Below are 19934 nucleotides of genomic sequence, written 5' to 3' on the forward strand. Positions count from 1 at the left end.
ATACAAAAATAATCTCTGAGAATAATTTAACACATTTGCGAAAAATTACAATGCCATATCGTCAGGCTTTACAAGAATATAACCCTTTCCGGAGGGATGCAGGGCGTTCAGACAGATCCCTCCCAGAATCAGCAGGAAACCTGCGATTATCATTCCGGAGGAGTATTCATGCAGGAAAAGGGCGACCCAGACCGGCCCCAGAATCATCTCCCAGAGCGCGAGAATAGACGCCCGCTGCGGGGAAACGTATTGAAGTCCGAGATTGTAGAGACCGTAGCCCATAGCCACCTGCACGACGCCGAGCACCAGAAGAAGTCCCCACTGGGACGGCGCCATCGACAGGGCTTCGCCCGCCGTCTGCGGATGAATCAGCAGAACCAGAGCGCCGGTGAACAGATTTGCGATACAGGTCAGACCCAGAGGGTTCTCCTGCCCCGCCCGTTTCCCGCTGGCGGTCATGACGGCGAACAGGATTCCTTCAGAGGCGGCGGTCAGGTTGCCGGTGAGGGAACCGGCGCTGCCGGAGCTCATGAACAAAAGAAGGCCTGCCAGGATCAGGAACACCGGACCCCAGGGCTGTCCTCTGAAGCGGCGGGTCCGGAGAACCGCGGTCAGTGTCAGCCAGATCAGCGCGGTGTACTGCATTCCGACCGCGATGGCCGCGTCAGTCATGGAGAGCGATGCGATGACGGTGATACATACGCCGGCAAAGGAAAGAAGATAGACCGCCGTCCAGCGGTCCGGCTTCAGCCGGGAGGGCCGGAGAAACGGAAGCAGCACAACGCCGGCGATCAGCGCTCTGAGACAGCAGATGGTCATCGCCGAAGCCGTCATGTATTTTACCAGCGGGGAGTTCAGACTCCAGCATACCGCCCCGAGGAAGACGAGAATCCAGCCGTGCTTTTCGATGATTTTCATGGTTTTGCTCCGTTTCTTGAAATATTCCGTCAGTTATTATATAATCGGAGCGATAAGAAGTAAAACTAAAATTATTTATGCCCATATTAAGTTGTACTTAATGCGTGCGCCGCTGCTGACAATCTGCTGTCAGCGCCCATTAAGTCCGACGGGGACTTAATGGGCAGACACTGCTTAAAGCGTGCTCAGTCACCGGATATGCTTAAAACATCAATAACACAGAGAGCATATCCGGCGGCCTGCCGCAGGGAGTTTCAGTCGGATTATCCGAAAACCCTGCGGCAGCGGGATTCGGAAACGGCCGAATTCCTGAGCACAAGCATCAAGCAGTATCTGCCGGCGCACCCTTCCATTGGACTGTGCGCCGCGGCGCTGCTGACAATCTGCTGTCAGCGCCCATTAAGTCCGACGGGGACTTAATGGGCAGACACTGCTTAAAGCGTGCTCAGCCACCGGATATGCTCAAAATATCAATAACACGGAGAGCATATCCGGCGGTCTGCCGCAGGGAGTTTCAGTCGGCTCGAAAAGGAGGAGTTATGGAAAGTGCGAGATGCAGAGCATTTGTGGCGTCGGCGGAATGCGGGAGCTTCACTGCGGCTGCCGGAAAACTGGGATATACGCCGTCGGGCGTCAGTCAGCTGGTTACGGCTCTGGAAAAAGAGCTGGGGTTTCCGCTGCTGGATCGGAGCCGGCGGGGAGTGACGCTCACCGGAGAGGGCGAGAGGTTCCTGCCCGAGATCCGCGGATTTCTGGGGAAGGAGGACCGCATTTACGAGCTGGCGGCGGAGGTCCGCGGGCTGACGGTGGGAAGCGTCGCGATCGCCTCTTATCCCAGTGTCGCGACCTACTGGCTCCCCGCGGTGATCCGTGAATTTCAGACGGATTACCCGGAGATAGAACTCCGGCTGATGGAGGGGATCCGGCAGGAAATGCTGGAATGGATTGACCAGGGAATCGCGGACATGGGATTTTTAACGTATACGGAGCCCATGGATTATGAGTGGATTCCGCTGGCGGAGGATCGGATGGTAGCGGTGCTCCCTGCGGAGCATCCCCTTGCGGAGTGTGAAGCCTATCCTTTGTCCCGGTGCGAAGAGGAGGATTTTATTATGCCTGCGCTGGGGCATGACGTGGACGTGGAGGCGCTGCTGACGGAAAACCGCATCCGTCCGCATATTAAATTCACCACCCTGGAAAATCCGGCGACGCTGGCGATGATTCAGAACGGGCTGGGAATGAGCATCATGAACGAGCTTTGCACCACCGGCTGGAACAGAAACCTGGTCAAACTCCCGCTGGAGCCGGAGAAGAATCTGACCTTCGGTATCGCTGTTCCGTCGGTCCGGCATGCATCGCCGGCGTCCAGACGGTTCCTGGAATACGCGGTTCGTATGCTGACACGGCCGGAGCGCGGGGAATAGGGGTCTGCTTTCGCTGGGGTACAAAAGACGGTTCGGGGGCTTCGCCGGAGCACAAAGGCTAATCCATTCGTCTCAGCCAGAGTACTCCGTACCCGGGAATTTCAACGGAGCCGTCCAGTGCAAGATCCTGTCCGCTGATGAGCTCACGGAAGTTACCGCGCAGTTCATCGGAACCGGCGGTGAAGGGGCTGTCCGCCGCGTTGATGCAGACATAGATCTGTCCCTGTCCGTCGGTTCTGGCGAAGACCAGCTGCAGACCGGTGATGACAACATTGCGGTAGTCGCCGAAGCAGAGCGGATGAGCCTCCTGACTGTGGCGCAGTGTCAGCAGACGGGTCACGAACCGGACAGTTTCGTCATCGGAACGGGGCGCACTGAAACAGGGGCGCAGATCAGCATCAGAGTCGTCATGGCGGACGCCGGCAGCGCCCCACTCGGAACTGTAGTAGATGCACGGGATTCCCGGCATTCCGGTCATCAGACCGTAAGCCGGCTTCAGATGAGACGGATTGATCAGAGTGGAGGCGATACGGTTCACATCGTGGTTGTCCAGAAAAGAAACCATATGCATTCCCCGGTACAGGCACCAGTCCTCAGGCCCGAACTGGCGGTTCAGAGAATGGGCGATTTCGAACATGTTTCCGGAATTAAAGGAAGAATACAGCCCCTTATAGCATTCGTAGTTGGTGCAGGAATCCAGCATATCGCCGTTGACGATGCGCCGGTAGTCGCCGAACAGGATTTCGCCGATCAGCGGAAAATCCGGATCTGTTTTGTTCGCGAGCACTTCCCGGAGAGGCTCCCGGACGAACCAGTGCAGGTGCCGCAGAAAATTCTCGTCCAGGCAGTACGCCACGTCCAGCCGCAGACCGTCTATATCGAAGGCCTCGACCCAGAACCGGATGGAATCAGTCAGATAATCCCGCACCTCCGGATTCTGCAGATTCAGTCTGACCAGTTCGAAGTGCCCTTCCCAGCCCTCGTACCAGAATCCGTCGCCGTAATTCGAGTCTCCGCCGAAATCAATATAGAACCAGTCCTTGTACGGGGAATCCTGTCTGTGTTCGCGCACATCCCGGAACGCCCAGAAGCCCCGCCCCACATGATTGAACACGCCGTCCAGAAGGACGCGGATGCCGTGAGCGTGCAGGTCGTCTGTGACCGCCCGGAAATCCTCATTGGTCCCCAGGCGGCAGTCCAGCCTGCGGAAGTCCCGGGTATCGTAGCCGTGGCTGTCAGATTCAAAGACGGGATTGAACAGAACCGTGTCAATTCCCAGAGCCTGCAGATATCCGCTCCACTCCGTAACCTTCCGGATCCGCGGAACGGTGTTCCCGTCGTTTTCCTGCGGCGCGCCGCAGAAGCCGAGGGGATAGATCTGATAAAGGCTGCTTTCGTTAATCCACATGAGAAACCTCCGTTTTGGATTTATTCGTTATCCTGCCGCAGTGCTGATCTGGACGCGGCGCGCCGCGGGTGCTGTTCCCGGTGCCCGAGATACGTCATCAGATACATTTCATCTCCGGTGACATGGAAGCCGAACCCGAGATTATTGCCGGAATCTGTGGTGTGGCCGCAGACCTGGGAGCGGTCGAGGGCGAACCCGGAGCGGGCGAGCTGCTGCCGGAACCAGGGAAGGGAGAAATTGTCCGGGGAGCTTTCCGGATAGTCCTGCTTCAGGAGCTTCATGGAGCGCTGCCCGTTTTTAAAATAGAACCAGGTGCCGAGGATCTGTCCGTCCGCCTTAAGATAGGGGGAAAGGCGGTCCAGCAGGAAATCGTCATGATAGAACAGGTGCTCGTTGACAGCAAAGAAATCGAGGTTCAGATCCACGATCTCTTTCTTCAGCGGGTAATCTGTCGAGGAGTCTGCCAGGTACAGAATCGGCAGATTGTAATTCTCCTGTTCGATCAGCGTCTTGTACATCTGCAGCATCTCGGGGAATTTATCCACGACGATGTAGAAGCCCTGCGGGCTGAAATACTGCTGATGATTATGCAGAAAAAACCACGCGTTGATATAGGTCTCCATGACCACCCTGCCGGTCAGATCCATTTCAGACAAATCCTTTTTCATGTTGTTATAGGAGCGCTGGAACAGGCTGATCAGCGACGGGGGCAGGTCCTTGTACAGATCCCGGTCGAGATCGGGGGTGTCAGCCTCTCCCGCATATCCGTTCGGCGTGATCAGGATTCCGTCGTCGATGCGCGCCTCGTAGCCGCAGTCGCAGTGCAGGCTTCCGTCGTAGATGTATTTCATGTCCATCGTCACGTCGCCGATGGTCAGTTCTCTGCCGCAGCGGGGGCAGCAAAGGAGATCCAGCATCCTCAGAGGAACGCCGGTATGTGCGGGCGTTTCTGAACCGGCGCTGGAAAGCTCAACGATTCGGGAATCCAGATCGCGTATCACAGCTTCATAGTGTCGGATTTTTCGGGCGCATTCATCCCTCTTGGCACTGTAAATCTCTCGGAGATCTGCCCGGTCCCGGGGATTCTCCAGTCCGGAGATGCGTCGGAGGGAAAGGATTCTGTGGATTTCCGCGAGAGAATAGTCCATGTTTTTCAGCTCCAGAATCCACTCCAGATCCCGCAGGGTATCGTCGTCAAAGACGTATTGATTGTTGCGCCGCGGAGGAACCAGCAGACCGTAGTTGATATAGTAGTACAGATTGTCTCTGGAAATTCCGTACCGGCGGGAAACCTGTCCGATTTTCATTTGTGCCACCTCAAGAACATTATAACAAAAACATGGAGTATACTCAACGTTTTTGATAAAAACCCTCGGAATTGCCTCTTGACATCGATTTAACTCAATAAAGTAGTATAGCGGTAAAGGAGATGAATATCGTGAAAATCATAAAAAAAGCAAAGGAACGGACCGCGGAGGACAATCGCAGACTCCGGGGAACGGTAGCGGAAATTATCGATAACGTGTGTGAAAACGGCGATGCGGCTCTGAAGGAATACAGCGCCCGCTTTGACGGATATGTGCGGGAGGAGCTGCGGGTCAGCCGCCGGGAAATTGAAGAGGCGTACAGCAGAATCAGCGAGCAGGAGCTGCAGGATCTGAAGGAGGCACGTAAGAACATCGAGGCCTTTGCCAGAGCGCAGAGGGAATCGATGAGCGAGGTGAAGGACTTCAGCCCCGCACCGGGAATTTTTCTGGGGCACAGAATTATTCCGGTTTCCTCCTGCTGCTGCTATGTGCCGGGCGGAAGCTATCCGCTGTATTCGACGGCGCTGATGCTGATCACACCGGCGAGAGTTGCCGGCGTCAGACGGATTGTGGCGTGCTCCCCGGCGGTACACGGAACAGGAAGCATTCACTACAAAACCCTGGTCGCCATGGATCTTGCCGGCGCGGATGAAATCTACGCGGTCGGAGGCGCGCAGGCGATCGCCGCGTTTGCCTACGGAACAGAACAGATCCGTCCTGTGGATATGATCGTAGGACCCGGAAACAAATTTGTCGCAGAGGCCAAGCGGCAGTGCTACGGACAGATCGGCATCGATTTCATCGCCGGACCCAGCGAGGTGCTCGTGATTGCCGACGGACAGGCGGATCCGGAGGTTCTGGCGGCGGATCTGCTGGCGCAGTGTGAGCACGATCCAAACGCGAAGGGATTCCTGCTGGCGACGGAGGAGTCGCTGGCGAACCGGGTCATAGAAGCGGTCGGACGGGAGCTTGAGAGCCTGAAGACGGCGGGAATCGCCCGGCAGTCCTGGGAGGACTACGGTGAGGTGGTCGTCGTGGACAGCCTGAAGGAGGCGGTGGATGTAGCCAATGAATATGCGCCGGAGCACCTGGAGGTCAATCTGGAGAATCCGGATCAGATTATCGGGAAACTGGAGAATTACGGATCGCTCTTTGTCGGAGGGAATACGGCGGAGGTGTTCGGGGACTACGCCTCCGGCACCAACCACACGCTGCCGACTGTCAGAGCTTCCCGTTACACCGGCGGCGTCTGGGTCGGCACCTTCCTGAAGGTATGCACCGATCAGCGGATGACGGCGGAGGCGTCGGGGAAGATCGCGCCTCTGGTCAGCCGGATGGCCCGCGGCGAAGGTCTGGAGGGACACGCAGTTGCGGCGGAGAAGAGACTTCGCTGAGCAGGCTGAACCGGCGGAACGCCGGTGAACACGGAAAATCCTGTCTGAAGGCGCGGCAGCGCCGAAATCAGGAAAGCAGTAGAAAAGCAGTAGATGAGAAAGAAAGGGAACATTATGTCTAAGAATGCAGAACCTCAGAGCGGAATGACTCTGAAGAGAGCCTTCGGAATGCGGGAGGCGGTGACGATCACCGTGGGCACGGTCATCGGCGTCGGCCTGTTCACTACCGGAGCCCAGATTGTTGGAACCATGGGTTCCATGGTGGTTGTGGCGACGTTTATCGCGATGGTGATCAGCGTGTATCCGGCCATGCTGTACGGCGAGATGGGCGCGGCGCTGCCCTACGCCGGAGGAACTTATAAATACGCTCAGCTGGGGCTGGGAAAGGCGGCCGGGACTATGGCGGGATGGAATTTCATCGCGTCGCTTATCGCGGTGACGTCGGGAGAGGCGCTGGCGTTCGCCTTCTATTTCAAAACGATTTTCAGGGCGTTTGAGGTCGAGCTGCCGGTCAGTGACGCAGTGCTGGCGATGATTCCCATCGTGATCTTCATCGTCACCAATATCCTGGGAACCGAGATGACCGGAAAGCTGCAGAACGGATTCATGTTCTTCTTCTGGGGCGTCGCGATAATCTGGTTCCTGGCGATGATTCCCAACATTCAGATGCCGTCCTATGTGGTGCTCCCGGACGCGATGAAGACCATGACGCCGTGGGGATTCATCGGATGTGTGGCGATGATATGGTGGTGCTTTGCGGGCTTCGAGACCTGCTGCGCAATGGGTGAGGAGATCCGTTATCCGCAGATCAACCTGCCCCGCGCGCTGATTCTGTCGCCCTTCATCGTATTCGCAGTAAACGCGCTGTTCCAGTGGTTCCTTGTGGGAATTACGCCGGTGAACAAAGTCGCAGCCCTGGCCTCCGCCAACGCACCCTTCGCGGAGGCGATGTCCGCGGCGGGGATTCTGGGACTTCCGATGGCGCTTCTGGCAGTGGGAATCGCCTTCGGCGGGGATTTCTCGACACTGAACGCCAGCATCGCCGTGCCGCCCCGCTATTTGTACGCCATGGCAAGAGAGGGCTCCATGCCGAAATTCTTCGCGAAGCTGCATCCCAGGTATCAGACGCCCTATATCTCGATTCTGTTTCTGGGGATCCTGTCGCTGATTCTGACGGTGTATCCCATTAACTTTGTGGCGTCCGTCAGCCTCTTTGCGGATCTCTTCTATTACATTATCGGAATCGCCGCGGCGCTGGGACTCCGCATCCGTCACCCTGAACTGAAAAGGCCCTTTACGGCGCCGGGCATCCGGGTCGGCGTTCCGGTCAGCATTGTCATTTATTTCATCATGATGACTCAGCTGGACCGTTACGCGATTGTGACAGGAATTATTTGGTGTATCGTCGGTCTTGTGGTATATTATATCTGTCGGAGGATATACGGAGAGGCGGAGAATGAGAAGCTCGACGCCTATGTACTGCAGGAGGAGCTGCCCGGCGACGCTGAACGCGCGTCGATGGATCGGGAATACCGGATCTGGAAGACGGTGGTAATCGCGGCCTGCGTCGTGGCGGGAGTGCTCTATCTGATACCATTACTATGAGAATACAGCTTTCAGATCATTTTACATACAAAAGACTTTTACGATTCGTATACCCGTCGATACTCATGATGATTTTCACATCGATTTATGGGGTTGTCGATGGGTTATTTGTGTCCAACTTCGCAGGTAAGATCCCGTTTGCCGCGGTGAATCTGGTGATGCCGGTGCTGACCATCATGTCGACGCTGGGATTCATGATCGGAACCGGCGGCAGCGCGGTCGTGGGAATCACACTGGGCGAGCGGGACCGTGACCGGGCGAACCGGTATTTTTCCATGTTCATTTATACGCTGATCGGCGTCGGGATTATCGTGACTGTAATCTGCGAGCTTCTGCTGACGCGGCTGGTGAGCCTGCTGGGCGCTGATACGGCGATGGCGCCCTACTGTGTCCTGTACTGCCGGATTACGATGATTTCCATTCCCATGTTCATGCTGCAGGTGGCGTTTCAGACCTTTTTCAATACTGCGGAAAAGCCCAAGCTGGGATTGTTTATAACGGTGGCCGCCGGTCTGACCAACATGGTGCTGGACGGCATTCTTGTGGGCATCTTTCACTGGGGCGTGGCGGGCGCGGCTGTCGCCACGGTGTGCAGTGAGTTCATCGGGGGAGGCATTCCGCTGATTTATTTCTCACGAAAAAACGACAGTCTTCTGCGGCTCGTTCCCGCCCGCATTGAATGGAAAATCCTGGGTCGCGCCTGCTTCAACGGCTCATCTGAGATGATGAGCAGCATTTCCGGTTCGCTGGTCACCGTACTGTATAATTATCAGCTGATGCGCTTCGCCGGCTCGGACGGCGTTGCGGCCTATGGAGCGATTATGTACGTCATGTTCATTTTCCTGGCGATTTTCCTGGGCTTCACCTTCGGATCCGCACCGATCATGAGCTACCACTACGGAGCCGGCAACAAAGACGAAATGAAAAACCTTCTGCGCATTGCCGTCCGGATTCTTTCCGTCTTCGCGGTGGCGATGCTGAGTCTCGGAGAAATCAGCAGCGGACTGGTGACGCGGTTCTTCGTGGGCTACGACGCGGAGCTGTACCGGATGACGCTCCACGCTTTTCGTATTTATTCGCTGGTCTTTCTTGTCAGCGGTTTTAATATTTACGCATCTTCCCTGTTCACATCGCTGGGAGACGGTCTGGTGTCGGCGATTCTGTCCTTTATCAGAACGCTGGTTTTCCAGGTGATCTGTATCCTCCTGCTTCCGGTGCTGTTCGGTCTCGAAGGCATCTGGTGGGCTTCGGTGGCCGCGGAGCTTATGGCGTTCGCGGTGTCGGCGTATTTTGTGATCGGAAAGAGAAAAAAATATCAGTATATGTAGGCGTGCAGGTGCCGGTGGACTCCGGTTTCCGGGGCGTCGGCGGACCCTGCGGCAGATGAGTCGAGGTGAGGACGGATGAAGTATTTACTGGCTTATGACATTGGGACGACAGGAGTCAAGACCTGCCTTTTCGGGGTGGAAGAGACCTTTGAGCTTCTGGCGTCAGCCGGCCGGAGTTATCCTTTGTATGTGCTGCCAGACGGCGGAGCGGAGCAGAGCGGCGAGGACTGGTGGCTGGGGATGTGCGAGTCCACCCGGGAGCTTTTCTCCGGAACAAAGGTCAGTCCGGCGGAGATCGCGGGGATCTCCTTCTGTTCTCAGATGCAGGGTCTGGTGCTGACCGACGCCTCCGGCGTTCCGGTCCGGCGTCCCATGAGCTATATGGATCAGCGCGCTGTGGAGGAGATTCGGAAGGGTATCGCCTACGGGATACGGATCGCCGGCGCGAATATTTTCAAGCTGCTGCCCAGTCTGGTGATTACCGGCGCGGTCAGCAGCAGCGTCAAGGATCCGCTGTGGAAATATAAATGGGTCGAGGCGCACGAGCCGGAAAACTTCGCCCGGGCCGCCTGGTGGCTGGATGTAAAGGACTATCTGGTTTCTCGCTGCACCGGGCGGTTCACCATGACGGAGGACAGCGCTTTCGCCACACTGCTCTATGACAACCGTCCGGGGCATGAGGGATGGAGCGGAAAAATGTGTTCCATGTTCGGGGTCAGACGCGAGCTCCTTCCGCCGATTATACGGTCTGAGGACCAGGCGGGCGAGCTGTGCCCCGGGGCGGCCGGAGAACTGGGGCTTGCCGCGGGGACTCCGGTGTTCGGCGGCGGAGGCGACAGCAGTCTGATCGGAATCGGCGCCGGCGCAGTCGGCATAGGAGACACGCATATCTATTCCGGCACCTCCGGCTGGGTATCCACCGTGACTGACCGCCGTATGGCGGACACTTCCTGTATGATCGCTGCGATAACCGGCGCCCGGAGCGGACGGTTCAACTACTTCGCAGAGATGGAGACCGCCGGAAAAACGCTGGAATGGGTGAAGGATCATCTGGCTCTGGACGAAATCAATATCTATCTGGAAAAGAAGGATATTTCGCAGGGTTATGAGAGCACATACAGGAGCCTTTATGATTATATGACGGAGACGGTGAAAGACGTTCCGCCCGGCTCCGGAGGCGTAATCTTTACGCCCTGGCTGCACGGGAACCGATGTCCCTTTGAGGATCCGGACGCTACCGGGATGTTTTTCGGCATCCGTCTGGAAACCGGCAAAACGGAAATGATCCATGCGGTGCTGGAAGGCGTATTTTACCATCTCCGCTGGATGCTGGAATGTCAGGACCGGAAACTGAAGACCTCCGACCCCATCCGCTTCGTGGGAGGCGGTGCGCTGTCTCCCGTTTCCTGTCAGATGCTGGCGGATATCACCGGGCGGACGATTGAGACGGTACGCTCCCCGCAGAACGCGGGAGCGGTGGGGGCCGCCGCCGTGGCGGCGGCCGGCCTCGGGATTCTTCCGGATCTGGACTGCGTGCGGAGCTTTATCCCTGCCGCGGCCAGATATTCCCCCTCCGCAGAAAAGCATCGCCTTTATGAGCCCTATTATCAGACCTTCCGGAAGATCCACAGCGCGAACCGGAAGCTGTATAAGGGTTTGCGGAAATAATCTGTATACGGGCCTGCGAAAATAATCGCTCTTTACTTTCCGGGCCGGGTCGTGTAGAATATTGAAAAGGGATGAACGGAAAGAGCAGAGGCTCTGCCCGGGAATCCGCAGTGCGGGCAGCCTGAGGGCGCTTGCGGACAAAAGAATACCGCTCTGTACTGACCGCGAGGGCACGCCCCGAACGGAAAGGCGGAAGAGCCGCTGAATCTGACAGCTCCTGCGCCTTTCGGCGCAGGAGCTTTTTCAGACGCGTCTGAAATGCGAACGCGTCTGAAAAAGCGCGAATGTGGACGGATGCGGAGCGGCGGTGAACAGGAGGAGAAAATGGAAAAGAGAGTCGCTATGCTTGCGATCGTTGTAGAGGATAACGAACGGACGGAGGAGCTGAATCATGTGCTTCATGAGTACAGCGAGTACATTATCGGAAGAATGGGTCTGCCCTATCGGGACCGCAGTATTTCCCTGATCAGCATCGCAATTGACGGACCGGCCGACGCGATCAGCGCCCTTTCCGGAAAACTCGGACAGATCCCGGGGGTTTCGGCAAAGGCTGTATACGCAAAGCTGCCGGAGGACGCGTGAATCGCTTCTCTGTCGCAGCAGAGCCGGATGCGGCCGGCATACGGATTCGAGCCCTGCTGGACAGGCTGGAGCGGGAGCACAGCCTCAGCCGGGATGAATGGGTCTTTCTGTTTGAACATCGGAATGCGGAAAGTCTGGAATATCTGAAGCAGAAGGCCCGGGCCGTCGCTGACCGGTGTTTCGGGAAGGATATCTACACCCGCGGACTCATCGAATTTACCAACTACTGCAGAAATGACTGCCTCTACTGCGGAATCAGGCGAAGCAACCGGAATGCGGAACGCTACCGTCTGACCCGGGAGGAGATCCTGCAGTGCTGTGAGGACGGATATGCGCTGGGCTTCCGGACCTTTGTGCTCCAGGGCGGCGAAGACGCGTCGTATTCGGATGAGGATATGGTCAGAATCGTCCGGAGTATCAAAGCCGGATTCCCCGACTGTGCGGTGACGCTGTCTGTCGGGGAAAAAAGCCGTGATTCATACCTGCGTTTCTTTGAAGCCGGAGCGGACCGGTATTTGCTTCGGCACGAGACTGCGGATTTCGAGCATTACCGGCGGCTGCACCCCCCGGAGCTTTCCCCGGAGCACCGAAGGGAATGCCTGTGGAATCTGAAGGAAATCGGCTATCAGGTCGGAACCGGATTCATGGTCGGAGCACCGGGACAGACGGCGGAATGTCTGGCGGAGGACATGCTGTTTATCCGCGAGCTGGAGCCTCATATGGTCGGAATAGGACCCTTTGTGCCCCATCATGAAACGCCCCTGGCGAAGGAGCCGGGAGGCTCGGTGGAGTTGACTTTGTGGTGCATAGGCGTGCTCCGCCTCATGCTCCCGCAGGCGCTGATCCCCGCAACGACAGCCCTTGGAACGATTGCGCCGGACGGACGGGAGCAGGGGATTCTCGCCGGGGCCAATGTGGTGATGCCGAATCTGTCGCCGGTGGCGGTACGGAAGAAATATGAGCTTTATGACAACAAAATCTGTACAGGCGAGGAGGCTGCGGAGTGCCGCTTCTGCCTGGCAGGGAGAATGGAACGGATCGGGTACCGCATCGCGGTATCCAGAGGAGATCATCCGTCGATAAGAAAGGAAGATACAAATGTATGATATGATGTCGCCGCGCGCAGAGGAATTCATTGACCACGAGGAAATTCTGAAGTGTCTTGAGTACGGCGAGAGGAACAAAGACAACCGGGAGCTGATTGACGAAATCCTCGAGAAGGCGCGGCTCCGCAGGGGACTTTCCCATAAAGAGGCGATCGTGCTCCTGAACTGTGAACTGGAGGACAAAAATCAGGAAATTTACGCTCTGGCGGAGCAGATAAAAAAGGACTTTTACGGAAACCGCATCGTGATGTTCGCGCCGCTGTATCTTTCCAACTACTGTGTGAACGGCTGTGAATACTGTCCCTACCACCAGCGGAACAAAGATATCCCGCGGAAAAAACTGACGCAGCAGGAAATCCGGGACGAGGTGATCGCTCTGCAGGATATGGGACACAAAAGGCTGGCCATCGAAGCCGGAGAGGATCCGGTGAACAATCCCATCGAGTACATCCTGGAGTCCATCAAAACGATCTACAGCATAAAACACAAGAACGGCGCAATCCGCCGTGTGAATGTGAACATCGCCGCTACGACGCCTGAGAATTACAGGAAACTGAAGGACGCAGGAATCGGAACGTATATTTTGTTCCAGGAAACCTATCACAAGGAAAACTACGAACGGCTGCACCCCACGGGACCCAAGCACGACTATGCCTGGCACACGGAGGCGATGGACCGGGCCATGGACGCCGGCATTGACGATGTGGGGCTGGGCGTGCTGTTCGGCCTGAACAATTACAAATATGATTTTGTCGGGATTCTGATGCATGCGGAGCATCTGGAGGGGGCGAAGGGATGCGGCCCGCACACCATCAGTGTTCCGAGGGTGCGCCCGGCGGATGATATCGATCCGGAGGTGTTCGACAACAGCATTTCTGACGAGACCTTTGCGAAAATCGTCGCCTGCATCCGCATCGCGGTGCCGTACACCGGGATGATCGTCTCCACCCGGGAAAGCCAGAAAACCCGGGAGCGCGTGCTGCATCTGGGGATTTCGCAGATCAGCGGAGGCTCCAGAACCAGTGTCGGCGGATATGTGAACGAGGAGCGTCACGATGAAACCGCGCAGTTCGATGTCAACGATCTGCGGACGCTGGACGAGGTGGTGAACTGGCTGATGAGGATGGGCTACGTCCCCAGCTTCTGCACGGCGTGTTACCGCGAGGGGCGCACCGGCGACCGGTTCATGTCCCTTCTGAAGAGCGGTCAGATTGTCAACTGCTGTCATCCCAACGCACTCATGACCCTGAAGGAGTATCTGGAGGATTATGCCTCTCCGGGAACAAAGGAAATCGGGGACGCGCTGATCGCGCGCGAGCTCGACGTAATCACAAACCCCGCAGTGAGGGAAAAGTGCGAAGATTACCTGAACAACATTCACACAGGCAAAAGAGATTTCAGATTCTAAAACTGGGGCGCCGGCCGGGACGGCCGGGACATAATGACGCCGCGACGACCTGCGACATGGGCGCGACGACGCGCCGACCTGCGCGACAGTACGCCGCGCTGACCTGCGACATGGGCGCGACGACGCGCCGACTTGCGCGGCAGTACACCGCGCGCCGCGTCGACCTGCGACAGGGCGTGACACCGCGCCGACTTGCACGGCAGTACGCCGCGCCGACGAAGGCTCGCGAAATCGGGATATACAAAAAGCCCCGGTGCACGACGGGAGGAATATATGAGCTTGAATGACACACCATCCGGTGAACGGATCCATATCGGCTTCTTCGGCCGCCGAAACGCCGGGAAATCCAGCATTGTCAACGGTATCACAGATCAGAAGATGTCCATCGTTTCCGACCGGGAAGGAACGACGACAGACCCTGTGTACAAGGCCATGGAGCTGCTGCCTCTGGGACCGGTTGTAATTATTGACACGCCGGGGTTTGACGATGAAGGGACTCTCGGCGAGCTTCGGGTCGCAAAAACCCGAGAAGCATTACGCAAAACAGACATCGCGGTTCTTGTTATTGACGGCGTCCGTGGGGAAACGCCGGAGGACAGGGAACTTCAGCAGCTCTTTATCAAGGAGGGGATCCCATTCATCGTCGTGTATAACAAGGCAGACCTGATGGATCCGGCTGCGGTCGCTGAAATCGAGGACTGTCGCGAAACCGGAACGGCCGACGGCCCCGCAGACGGTGAAATGACAATTGACGAGGAGCAGCCGGTGATTCTTTGTGCCAGCGCAGAGACGGGCCGGGGAATCCTCAAGCTGAAAGAGACACTGGCCGCTCTGTCGCCGAAAAAGTCAGATGCGCCTCCGCTGGTCAGTGATTTGCTTGCTCCAAATGATCTTGTGGTGCTGGTAATACCTATTGACGAGTCGGCGCCGAAGGGCCGCCTGATCCTGCCCCAGCAGCAGGCGGTGCGTGACATTTTGGATGCGGGCGCCATTGCCCTTGCCTGCCGGGAGATGGAGCTTACGGAAACGCTGAAGCGTCTGGGCCGTCCGCCGGAGCTGGTGATCACAGACAGCCAGGCATTTAAGGCTGTTGCGGAAATCGTTCCGGAATCCGTGCCGCTGACATCTTTCTCGATTCTGATGGCGAGGCACAAAGGCTTTCTGGATGCGGCTCTTGCCGCGGTGCCGGCTGTCGGCAGACTTTCTGACGGCGATCGGGTTCTGATTGCGGAAGGATGTACGCATCACAGACAGTGCAACGATATCGGCACGGTAAAAATTCCCCGCTGGCTCCGCGCATACTCTGGCGCAAATATTGAGGTGGAGACCTGCTCCGGGCGCGAATTTCCGGAAAACCCTGACGGATACCGCCTGGTGGTCCACTGCGGCGGCTGTATGCTGAACGAGCGGGAGGTTCAAAGCCGTATGCGGCAGACCGTATCACAGGGTGTGCCGTTCATCAATTACGGCGTACTTATCGCACTTGCGACAGGAATTCTTCCGCGCAGCATCCGCGCGCTGAATAAAAGCGTACCCGCTGAAACGCACTGAAACCCGCTGAAGAGCATGCCGACAGCCCGGAAAACCCTTTCGACGAGGTGAACCCATAACCCGGAATTCGTGCCGCCGGCTGGGTCGCGAGCGGAGAAATCCGAAAACCCTTTCGACGAGGTGAACCCATAACCCGGCGCCGCACCACCGACCGAACCGTGGGTGCAGAATCCAAAAACCCTTTCGACGAGACTGAATGTCAAATATCAAATCGCAAATTAACGATTACAAACCCGCTTAAAAGACCCTTGTTCGGAAAATCTGCCACAAAATCGAAAAAAATCCAAAAATGTGGCAGAGTTTGCGTTGCACATTTACATTTTTTACCATCTAAGCCTGTGAAATACACATATAGGATAAATTTTGTGTTATATTTTTGTTAAAACGCAGTACGAATGACTTATTTTCGATACTCCAATTTTGCAATATATGTTATACATAGTAAAAACGCCATGAAATCTGCCACATTTCTCGAAAAAAACCAAAAATGTTGCAGGGCTGACCGCCCTCTAACTCGTCCGGGATCGTTCAAGGTTGTCCGGCTCTGTTCTGAATCTTAAACCGGAAACTGCCTGGCGCTGTGCACCGCCGACTCTTTTTATCTTGTACCTGCATGCAACTATATTTCTATTCGTGTATACGACCATATACCCGTACATACACTCATGCATTCATATACCTATCTGGAACTGCATGAGTGCATAGCCGTGGTTTTTAATACTTTTGGGCCATCAGCATTTCGCGTATATTCGGATGCGAAACCATGCGGTAAACCTATACGGCAATGGAAAGAAGTGTCGGGATAACTCCGACACACTGAAAAAGGGGGTTGACAGTTCAACCGCCGTCTGTTATGATACTTAAAAATATTTAGTTAAAATATTTTAATTAAATATTTTTAAATTATCTCGTGCGATCTCGCGCGCAACGCGAATTGCCGTATGCGACCGGCGTGGATTATCTCGCGCGACAATGCACAAAAACTGCTTACGAAACAGCATGTCCGGACAGGAAGACCGGCAGACGAGGAGGTACCCGTTATGAATTTTGAAAAAATCAAGGAAATTATGGTAGACACATTGAGCTGTGATGGGGAGAAGATCCGGCCTGAGGCGAGAATCGCAGAGGATCTTTCCATTGATTCGCTGGATGCCGTGGAACTGGTCATGGCGTTGGAGGAAGAGTTTGATATCAAGATTCCGGATGAGGAACTTAGCAACATGAAAACTGTACAGGACATCGCGGATTGTGTCGCCAGATATCAGGCGTAACGCGGTGCACCGGTTTTGCAGGAAACAGTCGGGCAGGAAGCAGGCGGGAAAATGGAAAAGAAAGAGATATTCGATCTTATAAAAAAATTCGAGAGGTCGGAGCTGACTGCACTGGAATATGAGACAGACGGCGAGAGGCTTCGTCTGGAAAAAACAGAGAAAAAAGATGAGAACATTGAGAAACTGCTGAGCCAGCTTCTTCCTCTTGTGACGGCAGGCGCAAGAGCCGGTTCGGGAGCAGGTGTCAGCATGTTTTGTGCGGACGCCGCGGAAAACGATTCGGGTTTTGGTGTTTCGCCGTCCGTCGGCGGCTTGCAGACCGCTGCGGCTGCACCGTCCCCGGGCGCTTCTCTGAAATCGTCGCCGATGTTGAATCCCGACGCTTCCCCGGTTTCTGATTTGCCGAGGGAAGCCGGTTCGCCGGGAATCTCGCCGGAAACCGTCAAAGCGCCCCTGGTTGGGATTTTCTATCGCGCCGCAGCGCCGGGGGCGAAGCCTTTTGTGGAAATCGGCGATACGGTCAGAAAGGGTGAAGTCATGTGCATTATTGAGGCCATGAAGGTCATGAATGAGATTAAGGCTCCCTGTGATCTGACAGTAACGAAGGTTCTGGGGGTTGACGGTGAACTGGTGGATTGCGGAAGGACACTGTTCGAGGTGGAGAAATGCTGAGAAGAGTTCTGATTGCCAATCGCGGGGAGATTGCGGTCCGGATTGTCCGGGAGTGCAGAGACGCTTCAATCGGTACGGTGGCGGTTTACTCAGAAGCGGATCTCAACGCGCTTCATGTGATGCTGGCCGACAAGGCCGTCTGCATCGGGAAGGCTCCTTCCGCTCTGAGTTATCTGAACATGGAAAACATTATCGAAGCAGCCAGAGGAACCGGATGTGAGGCGATTCATCCGGGCTTCGGGTTTCTCTCGGAAAATCCGGAGTTTGCAGCTTTGTGCAGGGAAAACGGACTGATATTCATCGGGCCTCCGGCGCAGGTGATAGAGAAGCTCGGGAACAAAGCTGAGGCCAGGAAGACCATGAAGGCGGCCGGAGTGCCTGTGGTGCCGGGCTCTGACGGGCCGGTGGATACTGTGGAGAATGCGGAAACGATCGCGGAACAGATCGGATATCCTGTGCTGATCAAGGCCTCTGCAGGTGGGGGAGGCCGCGGAATGCGTGTGGCGGAGAATTCCGGTGAAGTGCGCCGGGCCTTTGAGGACGCGCGGCTGGAGGCGGAGAAGTGCTTCGGCGACGGAACCGTTTATCTGGAAAAGCTGATTCGGAATCCACGGCACGTGGAGTTTCAGATTCTCGCGGATCAGTATGGCAACGTGATTCATCTGGGCGAAAGGAACTGCTCGATCCAGCGCAGAAATCAGAAAATGATTGAAGAGGCTCCGGACTGGTGTCTGGGGGAAGAGCTTCGTGCGCAGATGGGAGCGGATGCGGTGAAGGTCGCCCGGGCCGCGGGATACCGGAACGCAGGAACTGTGGAATTCATTGTGGACGGAGAACGGTACTACTTCATCGAGATGAACACGAGACTTCAGGTGGAGCATCCGGTTACGGAGATGATCACCGGGGTCAATCTTGTCAGAGAGCAGCTGAGAATCGCGTCGGGACTTCCGCTGGAAATCAGTCAGAGAGACGTCCGGACCCGCGGACATGCCATCGAGTGCAGAATCAACGCAGAGGATATTTTTCAGAGCTTTGCGCCCAGCCCGGGACATGTGGGGTTTCTGCATTTTCCCGCCGGCAATCATGTGCGTGTGGAAAGTGCTTTGTACAGCGGATGTGATATCAGCCCGTTCTATGATTCCATGGCGGCGAAGATCATCGTCTACGGCGACACCCGGCTGGAGGCCATCCGCAGGATGCGCCGTGCGCTGGGCGAGACCATCATCAAGGGCGTCCGGACGACGCTTCCGATTCAGCATCTGATCATGTATCATCAGGAATTTCTCCGGGGACACTACAACACAGGGTTCATTGAGAACAATCTGGAGGAGCTGATCAGCATCTATGAGGCAGCAGGAGGCCGAAATGAATCCATTCAGTGAACGGAAAGACATTCTGAACGCAATCAATCGGGTGATCCGGCCGGAGACAGAAACCGGCGGGCGCGGCGATGACGGGGAGGTTCTGGAGTGCAGGGCATGCGGGAGCCGTTCTACAAAGGGAGAGCTGCGCGAGAATCTGTATGTCTGTCCTCACTGCGGATTCCACAGCAGGGTTTCTGCCCGGAGCAGGATACGCATGATTGCCGACAAAGGAAGCTTCCGGGAACTTTCCAGAACGCTGGAGGGCTCGGATCCGCTGGATTTTCCGGGATACCGCGAAAAGACGGCGCAGGCCCGTGAGACAACCGGACTGCGGGAGGCCGTGATCACGGGCACCTGCCGTGTCGACGGATGTAAGGTGGTGCTTGCCGTGATGGACAGCCGGTTTCTGATGGCCAGCATGGGAATGGCAGTGGGAGAAAAAATCACCCGCGCCTGCGAGTACGCAGTCAGGAAGAAACTTCCGCTGATCGTCTTTGCCGCATCCGGCGGAGCCCGGATGCAGGAGGGGATTTTGTCCCTGATGCAGATGGCGAAGACCTCTGCGGCGATCGCAAGGCATGACGAGGCCGGGCTTTTGTATATCAGCGTCCTGACGAATCCGACGACCGGAGGCGTCACAGCGAGCTTTGCGAGTCTGGGGGACGTGATTCTGGCAGAGCCGGGAGCACTCATCGGGTTCGCGGGTCCCAGAGTCATCGAGCAGACCATAGGAGAGAAGCTGCCGGAGGGGTTTCAGCATGCGGAGTTTCAGCGGGAGCACGGATTCGTGGATGCGGTGGTTTCCCGGGCGGAAATGAAGGAAACGCTGGCGCGCCTCCTTCGCCTGCATCAGTGATGAAAGGCACGGGCGCGCAGGGCTCCGCGGCCGCATCAGGAGACGAGGCACGGGCGCGTGGCCGCATCAGAG

Annotated in this window: 16 protein-coding genes; 13 read left to right on the plus strand and 3 right to left on the minus strand. The window is 56.4% G+C overall.

Annotated elements, in window-relative coordinates:
- Positions 1-45: 45 nt before the first annotated feature.
- Positions 46-918 (minus strand): DMT family transporter, encoded by an 873-nt coding sequence (locus BHK98_RS09895; RefSeq protein ID WP_075713858.1) that lies wholly within the window; start codon positions 916-918, stop codon positions 46-48.
- Positions 919-1457: 539 nt separating this feature from the next.
- Between BHK98_RS09895 and BHK98_RS09905 the strand changes: the two genes are divergently transcribed.
- On the plus strand, positions 1458-2342 hold the full coding sequence (locus BHK98_RS09905; RefSeq protein WP_075713862.1) for a LysR family transcriptional regulator: 885 nt from the start codon (positions 1458-1460) through the stop codon (positions 2340-2342).
- Between the two features lie 58 nt (positions 2343-2400).
- On the opposite strand, the gene BHK98_RS09910 is transcribed toward BHK98_RS09905, so the two are convergent.
- Together BHK98_RS09910 and BHK98_RS09915 are read right to left on the minus strand one after the other, a co-directional pair.
- Positions 2401-3750: an alpha-amylase family glycosyl hydrolase gene (locus BHK98_RS09910; RefSeq protein WP_075713864.1), complete on the minus strand. Its 1350-nt coding sequence runs from the start codon at positions 3748-3750 to the stop codon at positions 2401-2403.
- A gap of 20 nt (positions 3751-3770) precedes the next feature.
- Entirely contained in the window at positions 3771-5057 is a 1287-nt protein-coding gene (locus tag BHK98_RS09915) for a MerR family transcriptional regulator (protein ID WP_075713866.1), read from the minus strand.
- A gap of 122 nt (positions 5058-5179) precedes the next feature.
- Here BHK98_RS09915 and hisD point away from each other — a divergent pair, with 122 nt between their 5' ends.
- The 12 genes from hisD (at position 5180) to accD (ending at position 19862) form a co-directional block, all read left to right on the plus strand.
- Positions 5180-6451, plus strand: a complete 1272-nt coding sequence (hisD, locus tag BHK98_RS09920) for a histidinol dehydrogenase (protein ID WP_143404581.1) — start codon at positions 5180-5182, stop codon at positions 6449-6451.
- Between the two features lie 114 nt (positions 6452-6565).
- Complete coding sequence (locus BHK98_RS09925) at positions 6566-8056, plus strand: APC family permease (RefSeq protein ID WP_075715128.1); 1491 nt, start codon at positions 6566-6568, stop codon at positions 8054-8056.
- 65 nt (positions 8057-8121) lie between these two features.
- The gene (locus tag BHK98_RS09930) at positions 8122-9384 is read left to right on the plus strand and encodes an MATE family efflux transporter (RefSeq protein ID WP_342718791.1); all 1263 of its coding nucleotides are present in this window, start codon (positions 8122-8124) and stop codon (positions 9382-9384) included.
- 75 nt (positions 9385-9459) lie between these two features.
- Entirely contained in the window at positions 9460-11052 is a 1593-nt protein-coding gene (locus BHK98_RS09935; RefSeq protein WP_075713872.1) for a xylulokinase, read from the plus strand.
- A gap of 324 nt (positions 11053-11376) precedes the next feature.
- Complete coding sequence (locus BHK98_RS09940) at positions 11377-11634, plus strand: TM1266 family iron-only hydrogenase system putative regulator (RefSeq protein ID WP_075715130.1); 258 nt, start codon at positions 11377-11379, stop codon at positions 11632-11634.
- Positions 11631-12740 (plus strand): [FeFe] hydrogenase H-cluster radical SAM maturase HydE, encoded by a 1110-nt coding sequence (hydE, locus tag BHK98_RS09945; RefSeq protein ID WP_465250947.1) that lies wholly within the window; start codon positions 11631-11633, stop codon positions 12738-12740. Before BHK98_RS09940 ends, hydE begins: the two co-directional genes overlap by 4 nt.
- On the plus strand, positions 12733-14148 hold the full coding sequence (hydG, locus tag BHK98_RS09950) for a [FeFe] hydrogenase H-cluster radical SAM maturase HydG (protein WP_075713874.1): 1416 nt from the start codon (positions 12733-12735) through the stop codon (positions 14146-14148). The genes hydE and hydG overlap by 8 nt, the downstream gene beginning before the upstream one ends.
- Before the next feature lie 273 nt (positions 14149-14421).
- The gene (gene hydF / locus BHK98_RS09955) at positions 14422-15699 is read left to right on the plus strand and encodes a [FeFe] hydrogenase H-cluster maturation GTPase HydF (protein WP_075713876.1); all 1278 of its coding nucleotides are present in this window, start codon (positions 14422-14424) and stop codon (positions 15697-15699) included.
- A 1040-nt stretch (positions 15700-16739) separates the two neighbouring features.
- Positions 16740-16970 (plus strand): acyl carrier protein, encoded by a 231-nt coding sequence (gene acpP / locus BHK98_RS09960; RefSeq protein ID WP_075713878.1) that lies wholly within the window; start codon positions 16740-16742, stop codon positions 16968-16970.
- 51 nt (positions 16971-17021) lie between these two features.
- The gene (locus tag BHK98_RS09965) at positions 17022-17642 is read left to right on the plus strand and encodes an acetyl-CoA carboxylase biotin carboxyl carrier protein (protein WP_075713880.1); all 621 of its coding nucleotides are present in this window, start codon (positions 17022-17024) and stop codon (positions 17640-17642) included.
- Positions 17636-19024 (plus strand): acetyl-CoA carboxylase biotin carboxylase subunit, encoded by a 1389-nt coding sequence (gene accC / locus BHK98_RS09970; RefSeq protein ID WP_075713882.1) that lies wholly within the window; start codon positions 17636-17638, stop codon positions 19022-19024. Before BHK98_RS09965 ends, accC begins: the two co-directional genes overlap by 7 nt.
- Positions 19008-19862 (plus strand): acetyl-CoA carboxylase, carboxyltransferase subunit beta, encoded by an 855-nt coding sequence (gene accD, locus BHK98_RS09975; protein WP_075713884.1) that lies wholly within the window; start codon positions 19008-19010, stop codon positions 19860-19862. Before accC ends, accD begins: the two co-directional genes overlap by 17 nt.
- Positions 19863-19934 lie beyond the last annotated feature (72 nt).

Source organism: Hornefia porci (assembly GCF_001940235.1).
GTDB lineage: Bacteria > Bacillota > Clostridia > Peptostreptococcales > Anaerovoracaceae > Aminicella > Aminicella porci.